At 28.8% G+C, this 21,024-nt stretch carries 15 protein-coding genes and 1 other RNA gene; 12 read left to right on the top strand and 4 right to left on the bottom strand.

Going from position 1 to position 21,024, the window contains the following annotated elements; genetic code table 11:
* Positions 1-101 precede the first annotated feature (101 nt).
* Entirely contained in the window at positions 102-1,004 is a 903-nt protein-coding gene (locus RBU61_RS09440; RefSeq protein ID WP_308879557.1) for an RluA family pseudouridine synthase, read from the top strand.
* A gap of 65 nt (positions 1,005-1,069) precedes the next feature.
* Here RBU61_RS09440 and RBU61_RS09435 read toward each other — a convergent pair whose 3' ends face one another.
* Entirely contained in the window at positions 1,070-1,687 is a 618-nt protein-coding gene (locus RBU61_RS09435) for a hypothetical protein (protein WP_308879555.1), read from the bottom strand.
* A 129-nt stretch (positions 1,688-1,816) separates the two neighbouring features.
* On the opposite strand from RBU61_RS09435, the gene RBU61_RS09430 reads away from it, so the two are divergent.
* The 3 genes from RBU61_RS09430 to ssrS all read left to right on the top strand — a co-directional run bounded on the left by RBU61_RS09430 (position 1,817) and on the right by ssrS (position 4,222).
* Entirely contained in the window at positions 1,817-2,098 is a 282-nt protein-coding gene (locus tag RBU61_RS09430) for a hypothetical protein (RefSeq protein WP_308879553.1), read from the top strand.
* A gap of 138 nt (positions 2,099-2,236) precedes the next feature.
* Positions 2,237-3,979 carry an ATP-dependent metallopeptidase FtsH/Yme1/Tma family protein gene (locus RBU61_RS09425; RefSeq protein WP_308879551.1) on the top strand — a complete coding sequence of 581 codons (1,743 nt, stop codon included), beginning with the start codon at positions 2,237-2,239 and terminating at the stop codon, positions 3,977-3,979.
* A gap of 67 nt (positions 3,980-4,046) precedes the next feature.
* A non-coding RNA gene (gene ssrS / locus RBU61_RS09420) (6S RNA) lies at positions 4,047-4,222 on the top strand.
* A 36-nt stretch (positions 4,223-4,258) separates the two neighbouring features.
* Here ssrS and RBU61_RS09415 read toward each other — a convergent pair.
* The 3 genes from RBU61_RS09415 to RBU61_RS09405 all read right to left on the bottom strand — a co-directional run bounded on the left by RBU61_RS09415 (position 4,259) and on the right by RBU61_RS09405 (position 8,906).
* Positions 4,259-5,059 (bottom strand): histidinol-phosphatase HisJ family protein, encoded by an 801-nt coding sequence (locus tag RBU61_RS09415; protein WP_308879548.1) that lies wholly within the window; start codon positions 5,057-5,059, stop codon positions 4,259-4,261.
* 66 nt (positions 5,060-5,125) lie between these two features.
* Positions 5,126-7,144: an ABC transporter ATP-binding protein gene (locus RBU61_RS09410; protein WP_308879546.1), complete on the bottom strand. Its 2,019-nt coding sequence runs from the start codon at positions 7,142-7,144 to the stop codon at positions 5,126-5,128.
* A 10-nt stretch (positions 7,145-7,154) separates the two neighbouring features.
* On the bottom strand, positions 7,155-8,906 hold the full coding sequence (locus tag RBU61_RS09405; protein WP_308879543.1) for an ABC transporter ATP-binding protein: 1,752 nt from the start codon (positions 8,904-8,906) through the stop codon (positions 7,155-7,157).
* A gap of 189 nt (positions 8,907-9,095) precedes the next feature.
* On the opposite strand from RBU61_RS09405, the gene RBU61_RS09400 reads away from it, so the two are divergent.
* The 8 genes from RBU61_RS09400 to RBU61_RS09365 all read left to right on the top strand — a co-directional run bounded on the left by RBU61_RS09400 (position 9,096) and on the right by RBU61_RS09365 (position 21,021).
* Positions 9,096-9,281, top strand: coding sequence for a hypothetical protein (locus RBU61_RS09400; protein WP_308879542.1), 186 nt, complete (start codon positions 9,096-9,098; stop codon positions 9,279-9,281).
* A 95-nt stretch (positions 9,282-9,376) separates the two neighbouring features.
* Positions 9,377-9,787, top strand: coding sequence for a YtxH domain-containing protein (locus RBU61_RS09395; RefSeq protein WP_308879540.1), 411 nt, complete (start codon positions 9,377-9,379; stop codon positions 9,785-9,787).
* Between the two features lie 13 nt (positions 9,788-9,800).
* Positions 9,801-10,274, top strand: coding sequence for a hypothetical protein (locus RBU61_RS09390; protein ID WP_308879538.1), 474 nt, complete (start codon positions 9,801-9,803; stop codon positions 10,272-10,274).
* 192 nt (positions 10,275-10,466) lie between these two features.
* Positions 10,467-11,351, top strand: a complete 885-nt coding sequence (locus RBU61_RS09385) for a YegS/Rv2252/BmrU family lipid kinase (protein WP_308879536.1) — start codon at positions 10,467-10,469, stop codon at positions 11,349-11,351.
* Between the two features lie 34 nt (positions 11,352-11,385).
* A complete protein-coding gene (locus tag RBU61_RS09380; RefSeq protein WP_308879534.1) occupies positions 11,386-11,838 on the top strand; it encodes a MarR family transcriptional regulator in 453 nt (150 codons plus the stop codon).
* A gap of 26 nt (positions 11,839-11,864) precedes the next feature.
* Positions 11,865-17,240, top strand: coding sequence for a diguanylate cyclase (locus tag RBU61_RS09375; RefSeq protein ID WP_308879532.1), 5,376 nt, complete (start codon positions 11,865-11,867; stop codon positions 17,238-17,240).
* Between the two features lie 211 nt (positions 17,241-17,451).
* Positions 17,452-18,981 (top strand): histidine ammonia-lyase, encoded by a 1,530-nt coding sequence (gene hutH / locus RBU61_RS09370; RefSeq protein WP_308879530.1) that lies wholly within the window; start codon positions 17,452-17,454, stop codon positions 18,979-18,981.
* A gap of 12 nt (positions 18,982-18,993) precedes the next feature.
* Positions 18,994-21,021 carry a urocanate hydratase gene (locus RBU61_RS09365; RefSeq protein ID WP_308879528.1) on the top strand — a complete coding sequence of 676 codons (2,028 nt, stop codon included), beginning with the start codon at positions 18,994-18,996 and terminating at the stop codon, positions 21,019-21,021.
* Positions 21,022-21,024: the final 3 nt, after the last annotated feature.

Here is a 21,024-nt window from a genome sequence, read left to right as displayed (position 1 = left end):
GTTTACCCCCTAAATGATTTTAGCCTTTTAAATCATATAATATTTGATATAATTAGTTTACCTATATTATATAATAAACATAAGAAAATTTGGAGGTAATTATGGATTTATTCAAAGAAAGCGAAAATGTTGTCATATTTAAAGTAGACAGGGATGATTTAGACTTAGAAGAATTTCTTGTTACTAAGGATTTATCAGGAAGATTATTTAGAAGATTATATAAGGAAAAGAATATCTATATAAATGGGAAGTTTAGAAGAAAAGGATTAAAACTTGAAAAAGGAGATATAGTATCAATTTATATGGGAGATGAAGAAGAAAATACTAGTCCAGAAAAAATAGATATAGATATTGTTTATGAAGATTTTGACCTTTTAATCTTAAATAAGCAACCAAATATTGTAGTACATCCAACAAAGTCCCATCAAGAAAATACTTTATCCAATGGAATATCATATTATTTCAAGGAAAAGGGAATAAAAAAGAAAATTAGATTTGTAAATAGACTAGATATGAACACTACAGGAATTTTAATAGTTGCAAAAAACTCCTTTGCCCACCAACAAATGGCTTTACAATTTGAGTCAAATATAGTAGAAAAAAAATATCAGGCAATTGTTAAAGGACGAGTAGAAAAGCAAGAGGATTATATAGATTTACCCATTGGTAGAGAAGAAGAAAAAAGTATTAGAAAGGCCATAAAAGAAGAAGGACAAGAGGCTTTGACTAAGTACTCTGTAATAGAAAGGTATGAAGATGCCACTTTGCTAGATATTCAAATATTTACAGGAAGATCCCATCAGATTAGAGTTCATTTAAATCATATTGGGCATCCCATAATAGGTGATACTTTATATGATGAAGAAAGTACTCAGATCCATAGGCAAGCCCTTCATTCTTATTATTTGAAGATAAAACATCCTAGGACAAAAGAATATATAGAATTTATTGCTCCATTGCCAAGGGATATGGAAGAATTGATAAATCATCTAAAGGATAAGTAAAATACTTATTCTTTAGATGATTTTTTATAGCGAATAGAAAAGTTCTGCTTTTCTTCTCTTTCTCATTATTTAGCCTTTCTTTCTTCATTTTTAGGTGTAGGTGCATTTAATGCCTTCATAATTTCCATCATCTTACTCATTTCCTTCATCTTATCACCATTTTGCTGACTATCGCCACCCATAATAGGTGCAAGCATACCTATTAACTGTGTAGGATCTTTTAATGCATCTTGATTTCCCATTACTGAGGTTAACATTGAAAACATTTGCTTATATTTATCCATATTAATAATTAAGTCCATCATCATTCCTAAGTTTTTTACTTCCGTTTTTGGAACTTCGTTTTGGATTACATTGACTACTTTACTTATTCTTTCTTTATTGTTATTAACAGAAATAGGCTCCTTAATATAAGCATATTCATCGTTTTTCATAAAATTAGCTAATTCATTTATTTTAACTAATCTTTCCGTAAATAATATTGATTTATTTATCAAAGGTATGTAATGCTCTGGAAAATATGCTCCAACTTTTTTTACTACTTTAATCTTTTCAGCAGTATATTCAGGGTCTACCTCCAGGGTATTTACAAAATTACCTAAAGAATGTAATGCCGTTGATTCAGTCTCTTGATTCTTACCTAATACTAGTAAAAATAAGAATATCAATATTTTATTATCCAAGAATATCCCTCCTAATCATAATATAATAATCATTATATGCAAAAATGAATTAATAGTTGCAGTTCAATTTAGTAATATATTTACTTTAAGTTTCATAAATTTAAATATAATATAGAAGGAGGTAAAGGCATGAAGAAAAAAGATATAAAAAATATTGTGGATAATATAGGTAAATATAACCCTAGTGAAGAGGATATTACATTAATTGAAAACTTGCAGGATGCATATAAGGATAAATCCGATGATGAATTGTTTGTAGAAATCATAAGAGTAAATAGTGAGATGGAAGAGCAAATGAGCAAAGAACAATATGAAGAAATGTTTAACAAGTTAGAGAGTATTAGACCTATGTTAAGTGAAGAACAAAATTCAAAGCTAGATAAGATATTAAGAATTTTAGATAAAGATTAATAGATAAAAGGGCTAACTTTAAAATAGTTGGCCCTTTTATAATTTTCCTTAATCAATTTACAAATCTAGGAAATGGACATAGAAATAATAAGATGTTATAATAGATTGTACGTTATGTAAACCAAAAGGAGTGGTTTGATGCAAATAAATAAGAAGTTAAAGTTAATTTTACTTATAACTATTTCTATAGTACTATTATCTGCCAGTCTATTTTATATGCAAACAAAGAATAAGATAGAGGACATGACTTACACCTTATTTTTAACTCATTTACAGAAGGGGTTAGTAAAAGAAGTGGAATTATCCAATGGCGGAAAAATAAAGGTAAAGCTTACAAATGGTAAATTGGCCATTACTGATAATCCAAGAACTGATGGTTTTAAAGAAGAATTGTTGATGTACGATGTAAATGTAGTGGAAAAGACCAATAGTGCAAGTCAAGCTATACCTATGATAATATTAGTATCGGCCATGGGATTTATGGTATTTTATTTAAACAAGAATATGTCTAAACAAGCTGAGAAAGAAATGGCTAAAATGTCTGAAATAGACGCAGAGTCATCTAATAAAAGAATAACTTTTAAAGATGTAGCAGGTAATGATGAGGCTAAAGAATCTTTAATGGACATGGTGGACTTCATAAAAAATCCAGAGATTTATAATAAATTTGGTGCAAGATTACCGAGAGGAATTCTTTTATATGGAGCTCCAGGAACAGGAAAAACTCTTATGGCTAAGGCAATGGCAGGAGAAGCAGAAGTTCCTTTCTATGCTGTATCAGGCTCTGATTTTGTACAAGTATATGCAGGACTTGGTGCCAGCCGTATAAGAGAATTATTTAAAAAAGCTAAAGATGCAGGAAAGTCTGTTATATTTATAGATGAAATAGATTCCCTAGGAAAAAAGAGAAAATCAGGAGATAATCCTTCAGGAAGTGAGGAAGGGGATAGGACATTAAATGCCTTATTAACTGAAATGTCTGGATTTAAAGATAATGAGGGAATAATCGTAGTAGCAGCAACAAATAGATTAGATATTTTAGACGAAGCTTTATTGAGACCAGGAAGATTTGATAGACAGGTGGAAGTTTCTTTACCAGATGTAAATGGAAGATATGAAATTCTTAAATTACACAGCAGAAATAAGCCAGTGGCTAAAAATGTAAATTTAAAAAAGGTTGCGTTAGAAACCATCTATTTCAGTGGTGCTAAGCTAGAAAACCTAATGAACGAATCTGCTATTATAGCTGTAAAAGAAAAATCAAAAGAAATTACAATGGATCATATAAATAAAGCCTATTATTCAGTATTAGTTGGAGATGAAAAGAAAGATAGATCATCTATAAAGCATATAGATAGAGAAATAACTGCATACCATGAGGCTGGACATGCATTGGTGGCAAAATTAGTAGCGGAAGATAATAGAGTTACTAAAGTTAGTATTATTCCAAGTACAAAAGGTATGGGTGGTTTTAGTTTAAATATTCCTCCAGATAAAATGTATCAAACGAAAAAAGATATACTATCTAGTATAATGATTTCACTTGGTGGAAGAGTAGCAGAGGAAATAATTTATGGTAAAGAAAATATTACAACAGGTGCATCTTCAGATCTAGAAAAGGCTACAGATATGGCTTTATCTATGATTGGTGTATTTGGTATGGATGAAGAAGTAGGGCTTTTAAGTTATAATGTTTTATCAAGTAGAAATCTTAATAGTGGAACATTAACAGATAGGGCAAAGGAGATATTAAATAATCTTTATGAAGATACTATTAATTTATTAAATAGTAATATTAATATTTTACATTCCCTAGCCAAAAATCTTATAGATAAAGAAGTGCTTAATGAAGATGAAATAAATAATATAGTTTACCAATAATGACAAATAATAAATTTCTAGTTTACTTGAAAAAATAAGAAATAAGATGTATAATATATATAAGAAATTAGCTCTGCGATGTGCGTTGGCTTTGTTAATTCAACCGACATAACAGACATGGGAGTCTGGGTTTAACATTGGATAACATGCCCCTTCGAGGGGACGTTAGAATATGTTAACAAGAAACCCCCCTTTTAGAAGGCGGGTATGAATTACCTCAGTTGACGGCATTGCGGGAAAAATCCTCTTAGGTTTCGCCTAAGAGGATTTTTTATGCTCTTATATAATGTTTATAGGGAACTTTTTTCTTTCTTTGAAAATGTGAATATATTTAAATCCTAATTCCTTTAACATCTTTTCCACAGCTTTATATTCATATCCTATGGTGTCAGGGCTATGAGAATCAGAGCCTATGGTTATTATTTCTCCTCCTAATTCCTTATATAATTTTAATATTTGAATCTTAGGGTGGAAATATCCTAAGCCATATCTCACTCCTGCAGTATTTACTTCAATTCCCTTACCATTTGCAATTAAAACTTTTAATATGGCTTCTATTATATAATAATATTCATTATATTTTGGAATAGCAGAATAATCTTCAAAATATCTATCAATATAATCTAAATGACCTAAAACATCAAAATTATTAAAATGTTTCACACAATCATACATATCATTATAGTATGCTTCTAAAGCCTTTATAGGTTCAATTCCTTTAGTAAAGCTTTCAGCATGTATATCTAACTTATTTACTGAGTGAATAGACATTAAAACAAAGTCAAAATTATTATTATCAATAAATTCATTATATCTTTCAAATAACTGAGGTTGAATTCCTATTTCTACACCTGCAAGTATTTCAATGTCTTTCATATATTTATATCTTACTCGCCTGATATTTCTAAAATAATCAGATGTTCTAAATACAAAATCAATTCTTTGTGCAGTAGAATCTAAATCAACATGATCAGTAAAGCATATGCTTTTTAAATTCCTATCAATGGCAGCTAATACCATGGATTCCATAGATGCTTTGGAGTCAATGGAATATTCACTATGAAGATGAAAGTCGTACATTTAATTAACACTCCTAAAGTTTTATTTATAAAGCATTTTACTAAAGAATAGAGGAATAGTAAAGAACTATTTAGCAAAGTCTTCCTTATATTGAAGTCTATATAAATCATAATACATTCCTTCCATAGATAGCAACTCTTGATGAGTCCCCATTTCTTTAATGTTACCCTTACTAAGAACTATAATTTTATCGGCGTGTTGAATAGTAGATAATCTGTGGGCAACAGCAATACTAGTTCTACCTTTAATTAATTTTTCAAGGGCATCTTGAATTAATAGTTCAGTTTCTGTATCTATACTTGATGTGGCTTCGTCTAGTATTAATATACTAGGGTTATAGGCTAAAGTTCTTGCAAAGGATAAAAGTTGCCTTTCTCCAGAAGATAATGTTGAACCCCTTTCCATTACAGCTTCCTTATATTTAAGAGGGAGTTTATTTATAAAATGATCTGCATTGACATATTTAGCAACTTCTATAATCTTTTCATCAGAGATTTCAAGCTTATTTAGTCTAATATTATCTTCTATGGTTCCAGTAAATAAGAAGACATCCTGTAATACTACTCCTATTTTTTGTCGTAATTCATATTTGTCATATTCTTTTATATTAACACCATCTATTAATATTTCACCTTTCTGTACATCATAAAATCTAGTGATTAAATTCATAATAGAAGATTTTCCAGCTCCCGTTGCTCCGACAAAAGCAATAGTTTCACCAGGATTTATGGTGAAGTTAATATCTTTTAGTACCCAGTTATCAGATTCATAGGCAAACCAAACGTTTTTAAATTCAATTTTACCCTTTATATTGTCAATATTCATAGGACTATTAGGATTTTCAATTATATCAGTGTTATCCAATATATGAAAGATCCTTTCACTTGAGGCCATGGCAGATTGAAGTATATTATATTTTTCAGTTAAATCAAGGATTGGTTCAAAGAATCTCTGTAGATATTCTATAAATGCATATAATACTCCAAATTCTATCGCATTTGAAATAACTTGCCCACCACCATAATATATAATGAGGGCTATGCCTATCGAACGAATTACTTCTATGGAAGGTCTAAATATGGCAAAAAGGGTAATTTCTTTTTTTGCAGTTGTTAAATAATCTTGATTTATTTTATCAAACTGATTTGAAATTTTTTCTTCTTTCCTAAAGATATGGATTATTCTTATTCCCGTCAAGTTTTCATTTAAGGTAGAATTTATCTTAGATAATTGCGCTCTTGCCAATCTATATACTACTCTGATTTTTTTTCTAAAGATAATAGATGCCACAATGATTAAAGGAACTAAGGCAAAGGAAATTAAAGCCAAAGTTAAATTCATCTTAATCATAATAAATATAATACCTATAAGGACAAATATATCTTTAAATAAATTTACTAAGACAGACGTATACATTTCATTTAAAGTTTCAGTATCGTTGGTAACTCTAGTGACGAGTCTCCCAATAGGATTCTTATCAAAAAAAGATATGGAAAGGCTTTGAATATGTGTAAATATCTCTTGTCTTATATTAAAAATAATTTTTTGAGATGTATAATTTAAAATTAGCATTTGAGCATAGTTAAATGTAAAAGCAAGTATAATAGAAATTAGAAAAATGAGAGATATATTGTTGATACCTTTAATATCTGGGTTTCTAAAATCCATATAAGACTCATTATCTAAAAGAACTCTATCTTTAATTGATTCATCTTTATAATCTCCAAGATAATATTTTCCATCTTCTTTGATTATATTTACAACTGGATAATTTTCTAATTTTAATTTGTCTATTTCTTTTATAGAATTGACTCTTATATATTTCTTATCATTAAATATAGTTCCTTCATAAGGAGAATTGATTTCCATTTCATACATAGGTTTTGTATAGCCAGATAAATAGTCGTCTATGGTTATCTTAAGTAAATAGGGTCTTAAAAGCTCTAAGCCTGTAATAGCAATCATCATAATAATAGCTAGGAGCAAATGAAAAAAATAAGGTTTAGCATATTGCAGAAGTCGTCTCATCAATTTACTGTCATAGGATTTTCCTATTATTTCATCATCATGATATTCTTTACTCATTATTTACCCCCTAATTATTAACTATTTTTTCTTCTAACAACTGATTTTCATATAGCTCTTTATATGAACCATTATCTAATAAAAGAGATTCATGTGTTCCTCTTTCAGTAATCTTGCCATCGGTCAAGAAAATGATTTCATCACAGTCTTTAATAGTAGATATTCTATGACTAATTATAATAGTAGTTTTTGAATTCATTATGGTTTTTAAATTATTTAATATTTTTTCTTCAGTTTCCGTATCTACACTAGATAAACTATCATCTAATATAAGGACGGAAGGTTCTTTAATTAAGGCACGAGCTATGGAAGTTCTTTGTTTTTGACCACCTGACAATGTAACTCCTCGTTCGCCTAAAATAGTTTCAAAACCATTCTCAAATTCTACTATATTATTATAAACTTCAGACAGTTTAGCAGCTCTTATAACTCTTTCAGGAGATATAGGCTCATCGAACGAAAAAGCAATATTTTCTTCTATAGTATTAGAAAATAAGAAATTATCCTGTGGAACATAGCCTATATTTTCTCTGAGGGACATTAAAGATAAGTCTTTAATATCTATATCATCAAATAATATATTACCCTGCTGAATATCATAAAGCCTAAGGAGTATGCTTACAATGGTGGATTTTCCACTGCCTGTTCTACCAATTATAGCTAGAGATTTTCCCTGTTCTATAGAAAAACTTATATTTTCTAAAGCATAGTTATCAGATCCTGGATACTTAAAGTTAACATTTTTAAATTGGATTTTTCCCTTTGGATTTTCTAATTCAATAGAATTCAAGCTATTAACTATCTCTGGAGTTTCTGCTAAAATAAGATTTATTCTATCCATTGAGGCAGCTCCTCTTTGAAATATATTTATAACCCAGCCTAGAGCCATCATTGGCCACACCAACAGACCTAAATAAGAATTGAAAGCAATAAAATCACCTAATGAGATTTTATTTAATATTACTTCCTTACCACCATAAAGAATAACTAAGAGAAAACTAATGGAAGATACTAATTGGATAAATGGATGGAAAGTTCCAGAGATTTTAACTAAACTTAAATTTTTCTTCAGATTATCTTTATTTACTCCAGCAAACTTATTTTGGATAAGATCTTCTTGTACGAAAGACTTTACTACTCGAATGCCAGAGAAACTTTCCTGAGTAATATCAGTGAGGTCAGAAAAAGCTTCTTGAACTATCCTAAAACGCTTATGAATGATTTTACCAAATCTACTTACTATAATAACGATAAATGGCAATGTAAATAAAGCAATAAAAGCCAATCTAATATTTGTAGTTTTTATCATCATGATTAAGGATAAAACTATCATAAATAGAGAATCTACAATCATTATAGTACCCTGTCCAATTGCCATCCTAACAGCATTGACATCGTTTGTAGCATGGGCCATTAAATCTCCAGTTTTATGAGTATTAAAATAGTTTGGAGATAAAGATAATAAATGATTAAATATCCTTTTTCTTAAATAATACTCTAGTTCCCTAGAAGTACCTAAAATATATATTCTCCAAAAAAAACGTCCAACAGCAATGGTAACACCAGTTAGTAAAATTAAAAATACATACTTTAATATTATCTTGTTGTTTAATCCATTGTCTTGGAAAGCGTTTGTTAATCCCCTTAAAAGTTGAGGAACTACTAATTGTACAGAGTCTATTATTAAAAGCCATATCACCCCAATTAAATAGTTCCATTTTTGTTTTGAGAAAAAATCTTTTAGATTAAAAAAAATTGACAAGTTGTAATACCCCCTTATTAGAATAATTCTTAAACTTTCTATACCTAAAATAATTTCTTAATATATATTATAAAGGATATATATTTAAAATGAAGGAATATTTAAAATATTTTTTATTAAAAGTATAAAATATTTAATAATGAGGGACAATTAATTAGAAACCATTAAATAAACTTCAGGAGGTATATTATGGAATTAACTACAAAGGAAATCTTAAAAAAGATGATATTGGATTCACAAGAAATGATAAGGGATTATGAGGTTCATTCTAAGAAAGTAAATGATAGTGAAGTAGCAGATATATTTAAAAAATTTGCTGAAGAATGTGGCTATCAAGCAGCAGAATTACAAAAAATACTGAAAGAAAAGTTTTAATGTCTAAAATAACCAATATATCTTGATTATAAATTCTATTTCGGGGTAAAAAATAAAGGATAATTTAGATATGATATAGAAAAGGGGAGAAAAAAATGATAAATAGGCTTATTGAAGAAAAAAAGAGAAAAATTGAAAGAGAAAAGAGAATGGAAACTGCTAAGAAGTTTGCTGCTGGAACAGTCATAGGTACAGCAGTAGGTGCTGCTGCTGGTCTTTTATTGGCTCCTAAGTCTGGAAAGGAAACGAGAAAAGATATATCTGAGAAGACTAAGGAAGTAACAGAAAATATAAAAAACACAGTAAATGAGCAAATGGAAGCAGGAAAGGATTTCCAAGAAAAAGTAAAGTCAGAAATTAAAAATGTTTATGATGAGATCAAAGGAAAGGCAAGAGAAGCCAAAGAAGATATCATAGAAGAAGTAGAAGATATAGAGGATATAGATATAATAGAGGAAGAACCAGAAGAAGAGGAAATGGAAGATGATGAGAGAGAATTAGAGTAAGGGGGAATAGACAATGAATGCAACCCTTACTGTTCAAGATTTATTTAGACTAATCCTTTTTTTGTTAGGTATTGGTGCTCTAACGTATTTAATCTTGATATTAAAGAACTTAAATAAGATAATATCTAAGGCAGACACAATAATGGAGTCAAATGTAAAAGAAATTGACTCTATACTGAAACAATTACCTACTATAAGTGAAAATGTCCAATCTATTACAAAAAATGTGGACAACGTTTTAGAGGAAATAGCTCCAGAAATAAATAGTACAGTTTGCAATATAAATGAAATAACAAAGGATATAAGTTCAATGACTGATTCCATTGAAAATACAACTCATAAAGCTTATGAAACCTTTGATATAGTTGCAGAAAGTATATCAGAAACAGCATTTTCCTTTCAAAACAACATAAAAAACTTCGATGGTTATCTAAAATTAATTTTAGATATAATCGATAGTATAAAAAATATTATTAAAAAAAGATAAGGGTCTATATAGATTCTTATCTTTTTTTAGTACAGAAACACCTAGTATTGTAAAGCAAATTCTTAAAATTCTTTTACAATTATTAGATTATTGGTATAATAGATATAATATTACGTAGATAAATAAATTATATTTAAATTGCATACAAATATATAAATATACAAATTACTATATGATGAGAGGCTGAGTTTTATGAAAAAAGTTAAGGTAATATTTAATCCATCTTCGGGAAGACAATCTACAGAAAGAAGATTAGATCGTCTATGCAAACTATTATTAGATGATGGATATTTAGTAAATAAGTTTATTACTAAAAAAAAAAATGATGCTATGTTAGAGACTATTAAAGCCTGCGAAGGAGATTGGGATATTATAATTGTCAGTGGTGGAGATGGGACGGTAAATGAAGTAGCGAAGGGAATAGCTCATAGTAAAAGAAAGGTACCTGTAGCTATTTTGTCATCTGGAACAGTAAATGATTTTGCCAATTATATGAAAATCCCAAAAAATATTAATGAATTCTATGAGATGATAAAAAGAGAAAAATTCATAGATGTGGATTTAGGAAAAGTTAATGATGAGTACTTCGTTAATGTGGCAGCAGGCGGAATTTTATCAAATGTAGGATATCAAGTATTACCTGAGACGAAAATGGTTCTAGGTAGGTTAGCCTATTATATAGAAGGTTTGAAAGAAATAACTCTTCAAAATTTAGAATCTATAGAACTAAATATAGAAAGTGATGAATACTCTTTAAATGAAGAGGTATTACTATTTATTATATCTAATAGCTCCTCTATTGGGGGATTTAAAAAATTAGCACCAGAGGCTGATGTTCTTGATGGGTTATTAGATGTAGTGATTATAAAAAAATCTGGAGTTCCGGACTTAGCAAGTATCTTTATCAATATATTTAGTGGTGAACATATCAATCATCCAAATGTACTTTATTTTAAATCAAAGAGTGTAAAGCTAAAAGCTAATAGAGATGTTCCCATTGATTTAGATGGCGAATATGGAGGAACGCTGCCAGCTACCTTTGAAATAGTACCGAATGCCTTTAGAATTATTATATAATAAGCTAAAGGTTAAGATGAAGGAGAGGATTTAGATGAACCAAAATACAGGCTATGAAAGTGTAGCTAATATAGAAAGATATTTAAGAAAAGTAGATTATATTATAAGGAAAAAAGGTAGAGTGATATTAGCTGATTTTAATATTACTGTACCTCAATTTTCAGCTCTACAAATATTAATCAATAAGGGAAATATGACTATAGGGGAATTAAGCCAGAATATGGCTCTAGCTTGTAGTACTATTACAGACCTTATAGATAGAATGGAGAAGGCGGATTTAGTAGCTAGAAAAAAAGATGACAAGGATAAGAGAGTGGTTAGAGTAGAGGTATTGCCTAAGGGATATGATATTTTAGAAAAGGTATTAAATAAACGAATTGAATTTTTATCGGGGAAACTAAGTGACTTTAAAGATGGGGATAAAGAAAGACTAGACTTGGGATTAAAGGCTTTATATGAGGCTATGAAAAATGAATCTCAAGATTAGATTAGGCATAAAAAAGAGGGGATATAATGAGAATTATAGATAATAGATACAAAATTGAAAATAGCTTAGATGATACTTTTTATTATGAACAGTATAAAGTATGTGATTTATGGGAAGGTGATAAAACACAGTTGATGAAACTTTATAATCATAATATCCAAAATCAAATTATTGATTATTTTACGGACAACTTCATTCATCTATCAAATATTCGTCATAAGTATTTATTATCCTCTGAATCATTTAATTTAGTAAAGACAATAGATACTAAAAAAACAAATATGTTACTATACTATTCAATAGTTGAATATGTTGAAGGGTCTAGACTAAGCCATATAAAAGATAAGCTAGATTTTCATGAAAGGCTAAAGATCATTCTTGATACTATGATAGTAATTGATTTTTTACATTTTAGAGGATTTACATATAAATTATTAAGCCCTTCAGAAATATTTATAACAGAAGATAGAAACATTAAGCTCATGGACTTACCTACCAATATTGAAAAAAGACATAATTCTCATTACGATGATTTATCAAGATGTTTTATATTGCCGGAAGCATTGATTAATAAGGAACGAAATGATAAAAAAACAGACTATTATTCAATAGGAACATTGATAAAATACTTATTATTAGAAGATTTTACTACCGACGATATAGACGCTTTTAGATATAAGGATATGGGCTCAATAACTGAAGAGCAAAAAGACATATTAAATAGCATAATAAAACAACTTACCAAGCGAGATTTCATAAATAAAGACTTAAACTTAATAGAGATTGTAGATAAAATAGCAACTGTTTTTAATTTTAGCTATTCTTATGATTTAGTAACGGCAAGAAATGTCTTATATTTTAAGGATAGGATAATAGGAAGAAAAAAAGAAGTTGAAAAAATTTTATCCATAGACGACAATATCTTGCGGGGTGCAAATACTTTGAGGGGCCTGATTTATAATGCAGATTTGGGAGTAGGAAAAACGAGGTTTCTCAGTGAAATATCCTATAAACTTAAGATGAAAGGTAGAGATGTATATTTCATTGAGATATATAATGATAAAGGCAATCATCTATTAGATATGTCCAACATTTTGAAACAATCAATAAAAGATACACCATCAGAACTCATAGAAAAGTATAGAAGTGAACTTTCTAAAATATTACCTGAACTAAGACTGAATATAGATGAAGAAGTAGACACAGATTTAAATCAGAAGATAGAAAGATTTAGACTATATAATAGAATTTCAAATTATTTTATAGAATTATCTAAAGACAAGATTATTTATATTATTATCGATGATATTCAAAAATGTAACACTACCTTTATAATGATTTTAGACTACTTAATTCAAAATACAATAAGCAATAACTTGTTTTTTATTTTTTCCTATGATAAAAACTATGAAAATATAAATCCCCTAGTAGAAGAAAAAATAAATCAATGGAAAAATGAAGACTATATATTATCTATGGAATCACATAAATTAAATTTAGAAGAAATCGGAGAATTAGTTCAAAGTATACTAGGTATATCCTATGTACCTTATAATTTGGCATCTGTTTTATTTAAGGAAAGCCAGGGAAATCCAAGACGAATTGAATACATAATTAAACATCTATTTAGTATAGGAGAGTTATATATGAGTCCTTTAGGAAGATGGAGACTAAAGGTTGATAGTTATGAGGACTTATATATTCAGTTAAGTATAGATGATGATTTTTCAAAACAATTGAATATAATTAAAGAAAAATATTTTGATATATTTAAAGTAATGTCAATATTTGGTGATAAACCACATAAAAGAATATTACTTGGAATGTTGGAAATAGAGCAGAAGAATATAGAAAAGATATTAAACGAATTAATATCTTTAAAATTAATTGATGAAAAGGTAGCAGACTGGGGATATAGTTACAATATAAATAGTAGTGAGTTAAAGAAGTTAATATATAGTCAAATACCTGAAGAAGAAAAGATAATCTTACATACAAAAGCAGCTAAAGTTATTCAGAATTTTGATGATGAGAGTACAAGCTTCATATTAGAAGAATTACTATATCATTTAATTAAATCTAATCAAGGTAGTAAAGCTTTAGACATTATCTTTGAAGAGATAAAAAAGATTGAAAACAAATATGGAAGTCAGGCTAAGTTTTTATGGGAACAGGCCTACGATATAGTAAAAGATCATGATGGAAATGTAAAACTTGAAATATTAGAAAATTTAGTAAATATTTACTATTTAAAAGATGAAACAGATAGGGGAAAATCATATTTAGAAGAATATCAAAAAAGTGCAAATTTATTAAAGAATTTTAACCATATAATTAAGAGTAAATCTGTGATTGCGGATATTTATTTTAGAAAAGGTGAAAAGGAAGAGGCTCTAAAAGAGATAGAATCCATAGAAAAAATTTCTAAAGAGCATGATATTATTGAAGGTCAAATAAAGGCCTTAGCTCTAAAGGCGAAATTTGAAATAGTCAGTGGAGAATTAAAAGAGGCTGAAGAATATCTAAATAAAGGAATAAAATTATCTAAAAACAATGAAATTATAACTTATCTAGGAACTCTTTACAATAGACTGGGATTAATAAAAACTTTAAGTGGAAACACAAATAAAGCAATAGAAAACTATAAAAAGAGCATTTTCTACCATGAATCTGTAGGGGATTTCATGGAAATTACTAGGCCTATAAATAATATTGGAATTATATACGCAGAGCATTATGCTAATAGTCAAAAATCTATGGAATATTATAAGAAAGGCTTAGCCATTGCTAAGAAAAACGGTTTTCAAGAGGTGGAAATAGTATTTTTAAATAATATAGCAGAATCATATATGATGAATTATGAATTTGATGATGCTCTAAACTATATAGAAGAAGCAAGACAGGGGAGTTTAGAACTTCAAGACTTTAAAATCACTGTTTTAGCTCATATTAACTTAGGCATTATATATATTGCAACATCAGAATATACAAAGGCATATGGATGCTATTTATATTTAAAAGAAGTGTTTGAATCCAAAAATATAACTGACTTGGAAATTAACCTACAATATCATGAGTTTTTAGGAGAGTTTTATGGATGCTTTGGACAATGGGAGAAAGCCATAGAGGCATATAATATTGTTCAAGATTTTTCAAAGGATTGTAATATACGTGATTATCTAAATAGTAAGCTAATGATCCTTTGGTTTGAATTTTTTAATAAATCTATCTTAAATAAAGAGGAAATAGAAGAACTAAGAAATCTATATAGAAATACAGAATTTATACAAGATAGAAGAAAATCTCTTTTATATATATCAATTATTTGTCTTCTAAATGAAAATAAAAGTTATGCCTTAGAACTAATTGAAGAAGATGCAGATTTAGCAAATTCAGCAAAGATAGATTTTCTAGATAAAATAAGAGAAATAATATTATATTCTTTAGATTTTTCAGAGACTTCCATTGAAAATTTGATTTTTATGGAGGAAGGTCTTCGTAAAGACAAAATATTTTCTATGAATTTATATCTCAATATAATAATAGGATTTATACTTTACTCTAAAAACAAATATAAAGAATCTATTAAATATTTATTAGATTCCTTAGACCGACTTTATAGATTAAGTTTAGAAATACCAGATCCAGAATTGAAATTTAGTTACATTAAAAGTAAAAAAGGGAACTTAATAAAAGAAAAACTTGTAACAGCTGTAAAAAATGAATATAACCATGAAATAGATTATACTTCATTAGAAGAAATAGATGAAAAGGATTTAAACTGCTTTTTTAATATTACTTCTATAATAGATGTAATAGGAAGCAAAGAATTAGTAGAGATAATTAAATTAGATTATTGGGATAAGGTTCTAGATATTAATAATACAGATCAATTAATATCTAGATTTACCGATGATTTTAAATACAATTTAGATATAATATTAAATTATTTAGGAAAAGAAACTTTTGCTAAAAAAGGTTTTATTATAGGCTATGATGAAAAAGAGAAAGATTATATAATCTTTTCATCCTTAGATGATAAATTGGATTATAAAATTAATAAAGAAGTTTTAGCTCTAACAGATAAACATAAAATGGGCATTTTAATAAATAATAATTTCCAAACTATATATAATCAGAAATATAGGGATTTTTTATCTAATGATATAAAGGGAATAATATGTGTACCAATATTCAAATCTAATGAAGAAATTAATAGAAAAACAGAGAGAAGAAAAATTATATACGAAGAAAATCGTGGTCAAGGCTATATTTATTTAGAAACCGATAAAGTCCTTAATAGATTCGACATTCAAAGGCTTGAACTGGTTAAAAATCTATCTAATTTAGCATTTATTAATCTGGAGAATAATAAGTTAAAACTAATGGCTATTCAAGATAAGCTTACAGGTGTATTTACTAGAAAGTATTATGAAGGAAAACTAACAGAGCTTATTAACTACACTAAATCCATAGGTGGAAGTTTTTCTCTTTTAATGTTAGATATTGATAAGTTTAAGAATATAAATGATGTCTATGGACATAGAAAGGGAGACGAAATTCTTGCCTTAATAGGGGAAACGTTGAAATCAACGGTGAGAAGCTCTGATATAGTAGCGAGATATGGAGGAGAAGAGTTTGTTGTATTGCTTAAGAATACTAAAGAATCTGAAGCCAAAAACATTTCAGAAAAAATACGTGAAAATGTTGAAAAGTTGAGAATTCAAGGAATTGATCATTTAGTTACTGTAAGTATAGGAATATCTCTTTATCCACAACATAGTCAATTTAAAGAAGAATTAATTGAGAAGGCAGATCAAGCTCTATATTATGCAAAAGAAACTGGCAGAAATAAATCTGTTATATGGAATACACAGATGGACAATACAATAAATAGAGTTGATAAATTAGCTGGTATATTAACAGGAAATACTGAAGAGGATAATCGAAATATGTTAGCTATTATCAATATTCTCGAATTAATAAAAGAAAATCAAACTATTGAAGAAAAGACATTTATATTTTTAGGTAGAATAATAGAGACTCTAGATGCAGAATGGGCAACGGTAATGTTTATCGACAATAAAGAGATAAAAAGAACTCTTAGCAGAGCCAGGTTTAATGATGATTGGATAGAAGATGTAGATATAAACTATAAAATTATTAATAGAATAATAGAGACTAGAAAAGGTGAGTTCTTAATAGACTGGGATAATATTGAAAATATTGATGTATTATCAGGGCTGCCAAACTGGAAATCTATCATAGTTCTGCCGCTGATAAACAATGGTAATGTGAAGGGAATTTTATATATTTCTACTTCTATTAAAAATAAAGAGTTTGATTTTGATAACTTTAATTTATCTAAAAACTTCGGTAATATATTTTCTGCCATAATATAAAATATGTTTACTATTTTCTATTATATTGTGTTATAATTAGCTTAAGCTTTTAAATTTCTAATATTTTAAAGTAGGGGATATTATGATTAATAGACCGATTATTTTAAGAAAATTGAATCAAAATAAGACCACAGACAATTGTCTGTGGTTTTTTTATACACTTTACCTAACTAATGAAATATAACAATAAATTTAAATGGGAGGTTGTAACATGGAGAAAATATTTATAGACGGTAATAATCTAACTCTAGAGGAATTTGTAGAGGTTGCAAGAATGGGAAAAGAAGTAGAATTATCACAGGAGGCTATTGCAAAAGTAGAAAAAGCCAGAGCTTTAGTAGATAAGCTTGTAGATGAAAATAAAGTAGTATACGGTATAACTACTGGATTTGGAAAGTTCAGTGATGTTGTAATCACTGGAGAGGAAACAAAAACATTACAAAGAAATCTGATTATAAGTCATGCTTGTGGAGTAGGCAATCCCTTAGATGAGGAAGTAGTTAGGGGAATTATGTTACTTAGAGCCAATGCTTTATCTAAAGGTTTTTCTGGTATAAGATTATCTACATTAAATACATTAGTAGAAATGTTAAATAAAAAGGTTCATCCTATTATTCCAGAAAAAGGTTCCCTTGGAGCCAGTGGGGATTTAGCGCCACTTTCCCATATGGTACTAGTTATGATAGGTGAAGGTGAGGCTATATATGAAGGAAAAAGAATGTCTGGTAAAGAGGCAATGGAAAAAGCAAATATACAAACTGTTGAATTAACATCAAAAGAAGGGTTAGCATTAATTAATGGAACCCAAGTAATGACATCAATTGGAGCATTGACAATACACGATTCTATAGTTTTAAGTAAAACAGCTGATATTGCAGCTTCATTAACAATAGAGGCTTTAAATGGTATAACTGATGCTTTTGATCCTAGAGTTCATAAAGTGAGAGCTCATGAAGGACAAATTAATACAGCTAAAAACCTATTAACACTATTAGAAAATAGTGATATGACTACAAGACAAGGAGAAGTTAGGGTACAAGATGCTTATTCTTTAAGATGTTTACCTCAAATTCATGGTGGAAGTAAGGATTGCTTTAAATATGTAAAGGAAAAAATAGAAATAGAAATGAATTCAGCAACAGATAATCCTTTAATATTTGTAGAGGAAGAAGAAATAATTTCAGGTGGAAACTTCCATGGTCAGCCAATGGCTCTAAGTTTCGATTTCTTAGGAATAGGTTTATCTGAACTTGCAAACATATCTGAAAGAAGATTGGAAAGATTAGTAAATCCAGCTTTGAGTAATGGATTACCTGCATTTTTAGTTGAAAAAGGTGGACTTAATTCAGGGTTTATGATAGTGCAATATTCAGCAGCATCTTTAGTATCAGAAAATAAAGTATTGGCTCATCCAGCCAGTGTAGATTCAATACCATCTTCTGCTAATCAAGAAGACCATGTATCTATGGGAACTATTGCAGCAAGAAAGGCTAGAGAGATATTAGGAAATGTAAGGAAAGTCCTAGCAATGGAAATATTAGCTGCTTGTCAAGGAATAGATTTAAGAGAAAATAAAGGATTAGGAAAAGGAACCAATATAGTTTATAATATAGTAAGAGAGAATATTCCTTTTATGGAAGATGATAGGGTTATGTCTTGTGATATAAATAAATCAGAGGATATAATCAAAAGTGAAGAGATAGTTAATGCAGTTGAAAAAGAAGTTGGAAAATTATTATAGGAGGGATAGTTGATGATTAATAATTTAGAGATTTCTCAAGCCATGACTATTAAGTTAGGAAATGATTTGCCGGCAGAACCAAAGTTTGAAGATAAAATAAGAAGGGCTCCGAAAAGAGAATTAAATTTAACTCAAAGAGAAATAGAAATTGCTCTTAAAAATGCTTTAAGATATGTACCAGAGGAATTACATGAAAAATTAGCTCCAGAGTTTTTAGATGAATTATTAACCCATGGAAGAATATATGGATATAGATATAGACCAGAAGGAAATATTAAAGGAAAATCAATAGATGAGTATAAGGGAAAATGTATAGAAGGTAAAGCGTTTCAAGTAATGATAGATAATAATCTTGATTTTGATGTAGCATTATATCCTTATGAATTAGTTACTTATGGAGAAACAGGTCAAGTATGCCAAAACTGGATGCAATATAGTTTAATTAAGAAATATTTAGAAGAATTAACTAATGAGCAAACTTTAGTAATTGCTTCAGGACACCCAGTAGGTCTATTTAAATCATCTATTACAAGTCCTAGGGTAATTATAACAAATGCACTTATGATAGGTGCTTTCGATGATCAAGAACACTGGATAAAGGCTCAAGCAATGGGAGTTGCCAACTATGGACAAATGACAGCAGGTGGCTGGATGTATATAGGACCTCAAGGTATTGTTCATGGAACATATAATACAATTTTAAATGCAGGTAGAATGAAACTAGGAGTTAAAGAAGACGGCGATTTAGCAGGTCATTTATTTGTAAGTTCTGGTTTAGGTGGAATGAGTGGAGCACAGGGTAAAGCTACTAAAATTGCTAAAGGTGTGGGAATTATAGCGGAAGTAGATTATTCAAGAATAAAGACTAGATTAGATCAGGGTTGGATAGATAAATCCTTTGATGATTTAAAAGAATTATTTGCATATGCTCATGAATTCATGGAGAAAAAAGAACCAGTGGCAATTGCATACCATGGTAATATTATAGATTTATTAGAATATGCAGTGAACAATAATGTTCATATAGAATTATTATCAGATCAAACTTCATGCCATGCACCTTATGATGGAGGATATTGTCCAAAGGGTATTACTTTTGAAGAAAGAACAGAGATGTTAGAAAGAGATAAAAAAGAATTTATAAAATTAGTAAATGAATCTTTAATCTATCATTTTGAATTAATTAAAAAACTAGTGGAAAAAGGAACTTATTTCTTTGACTATGGTAATAGTTTCATGAAGGCTATTTATGATGCTGGTGCAAAGGACATTTCTAAAAATGGAATAGATGAATCAGAAGGATTTATATTTCCTTCCTATGTAGAGGATATAATGGGTCCTATGTTATTTGATTATGGATATGGGCCTTTTAGATGGGTTTGTCTAAGTGGAAAACATGAAGATTTAATTAAAACAGATAAAGCTGCTATGGATATAATAGATCCTGATAGAAGAGGTCAAGACAGAGATAATTATATATGGATAAGAGATGCAGAAGCCAATGGACTTGTAGTAGGTACTCAAGCTAGGATTTTATATCAAGATGCACTAGGAAGAACGGAAATTGCATTGAAATTTAATGAAATGGTTAGAAATAAAGAAGTAGGACCTATAATGTTAGGTAGAGACCATCATGATACAGGAGGTACAGACTCTCCATTTAGAGAAACTGCTAATATTAAAGATGGAAGTAATATTATGGCAGATATGGCTACTCAATGTTTTGCAGGAAATGCAGCAAGAGGAATGAGTCTTATAGCACTTCACAATGGTGGTGGAGTAGGAATAGGAAAATCTATAAATGGTGGATTTGGAATGGTATTAGATGGTTCAGAAAGAGTAGATAATATCCTTAAAACTTCAATGCCTTGGGATGTAATGGGTGGAGTAGCAAGAAGGGCTTGGGCTAGAAATGAAAACTCCATATCAACTTGTATAGAATATAATAATAAATTCAACGATACAGATCATATAACAATACCATATGTGGCAGATGATAAATTAGTTAAGGAACTGGTTCAGAATAAATTGAATAAATAATAA

It is taken from the genome of Tissierella sp. MB52-C2, assembly GCF_030931715.1.
Classification (GTDB): domain Bacteria; phylum Bacillota; class Clostridia; order Tissierellales; family Tissierellaceae; genus Tissierella.
Note: the sequence above shows the minus strand (reverse complement) of the source record. Positions and strands in the feature narration are given on the sequence as shown.

Coding starts and splice junctions, on each gene's coding strand:
- RBU61_RS09440 (WP_308879557.1), top strand. CDS start 102: ATGGATTTATTCAAAGAAAGCGAAAATGTTGTCATATTTAAAGTAGAC.
- RBU61_RS09430 (WP_308879553.1), top strand. CDS start 1,817: ATGAAGAAAAAAGATATAAAAAATATTGTGGATAATATAGGTAAATAT.
- RBU61_RS09425 (WP_308879551.1), top strand. CDS start 2,237: ATGCAAATAAATAAGAAGTTAAAGTTAATTTTACTTATAACTATTTCT.
- RBU61_RS09415 (WP_308879548.1), bottom strand. CDS start 5,059: ATGTACGACTTTCATCTTCATAGTGAATATTCCATTGACTCCAAAGCA.
- RBU61_RS09410 (WP_308879546.1), bottom strand. CDS start 7,144: ATGAGTAAAGAATATCATGATGATGAAATAATAGGAAAATCCTATGAC.
- RBU61_RS09400 (WP_308879542.1), top strand. CDS start 9,096: ATGGAATTAACTACAAAGGAAATCTTAAAAAAGATGATATTGGATTCA.
- RBU61_RS09395 (WP_308879540.1), top strand. CDS start 9,377: ATGATAAATAGGCTTATTGAAGAAAAAAAGAGAAAAATTGAAAGAGAA.
- RBU61_RS09390 (WP_308879538.1), top strand. CDS start 9,801: ATGAATGCAACCCTTACTGTTCAAGATTTATTTAGACTAATCCTTTTT.
- RBU61_RS09385 (WP_308879536.1), top strand. CDS start 10,467: ATGAAAAAAGTTAAGGTAATATTTAATCCATCTTCGGGAAGACAATCT.
- RBU61_RS09380 (WP_308879534.1), top strand. CDS start 11,386: ATGAACCAAAATACAGGCTATGAAAGTGTAGCTAATATAGAAAGATAT.
- RBU61_RS09375 (WP_308879532.1), top strand. CDS start 11,865: ATGAGAATTATAGATAATAGATACAAAATTGAAAATAGCTTAGATGAT.
- hutH (WP_308879530.1), top strand. CDS start 17,452: ATGGAGAAAATATTTATAGACGGTAATAATCTAACTCTAGAGGAATTT.
- RBU61_RS09365 (WP_308879528.1), top strand. CDS start 18,994: ATGATTAATAATTTAGAGATTTCTCAAGCCATGACTATTAAGTTAGGA.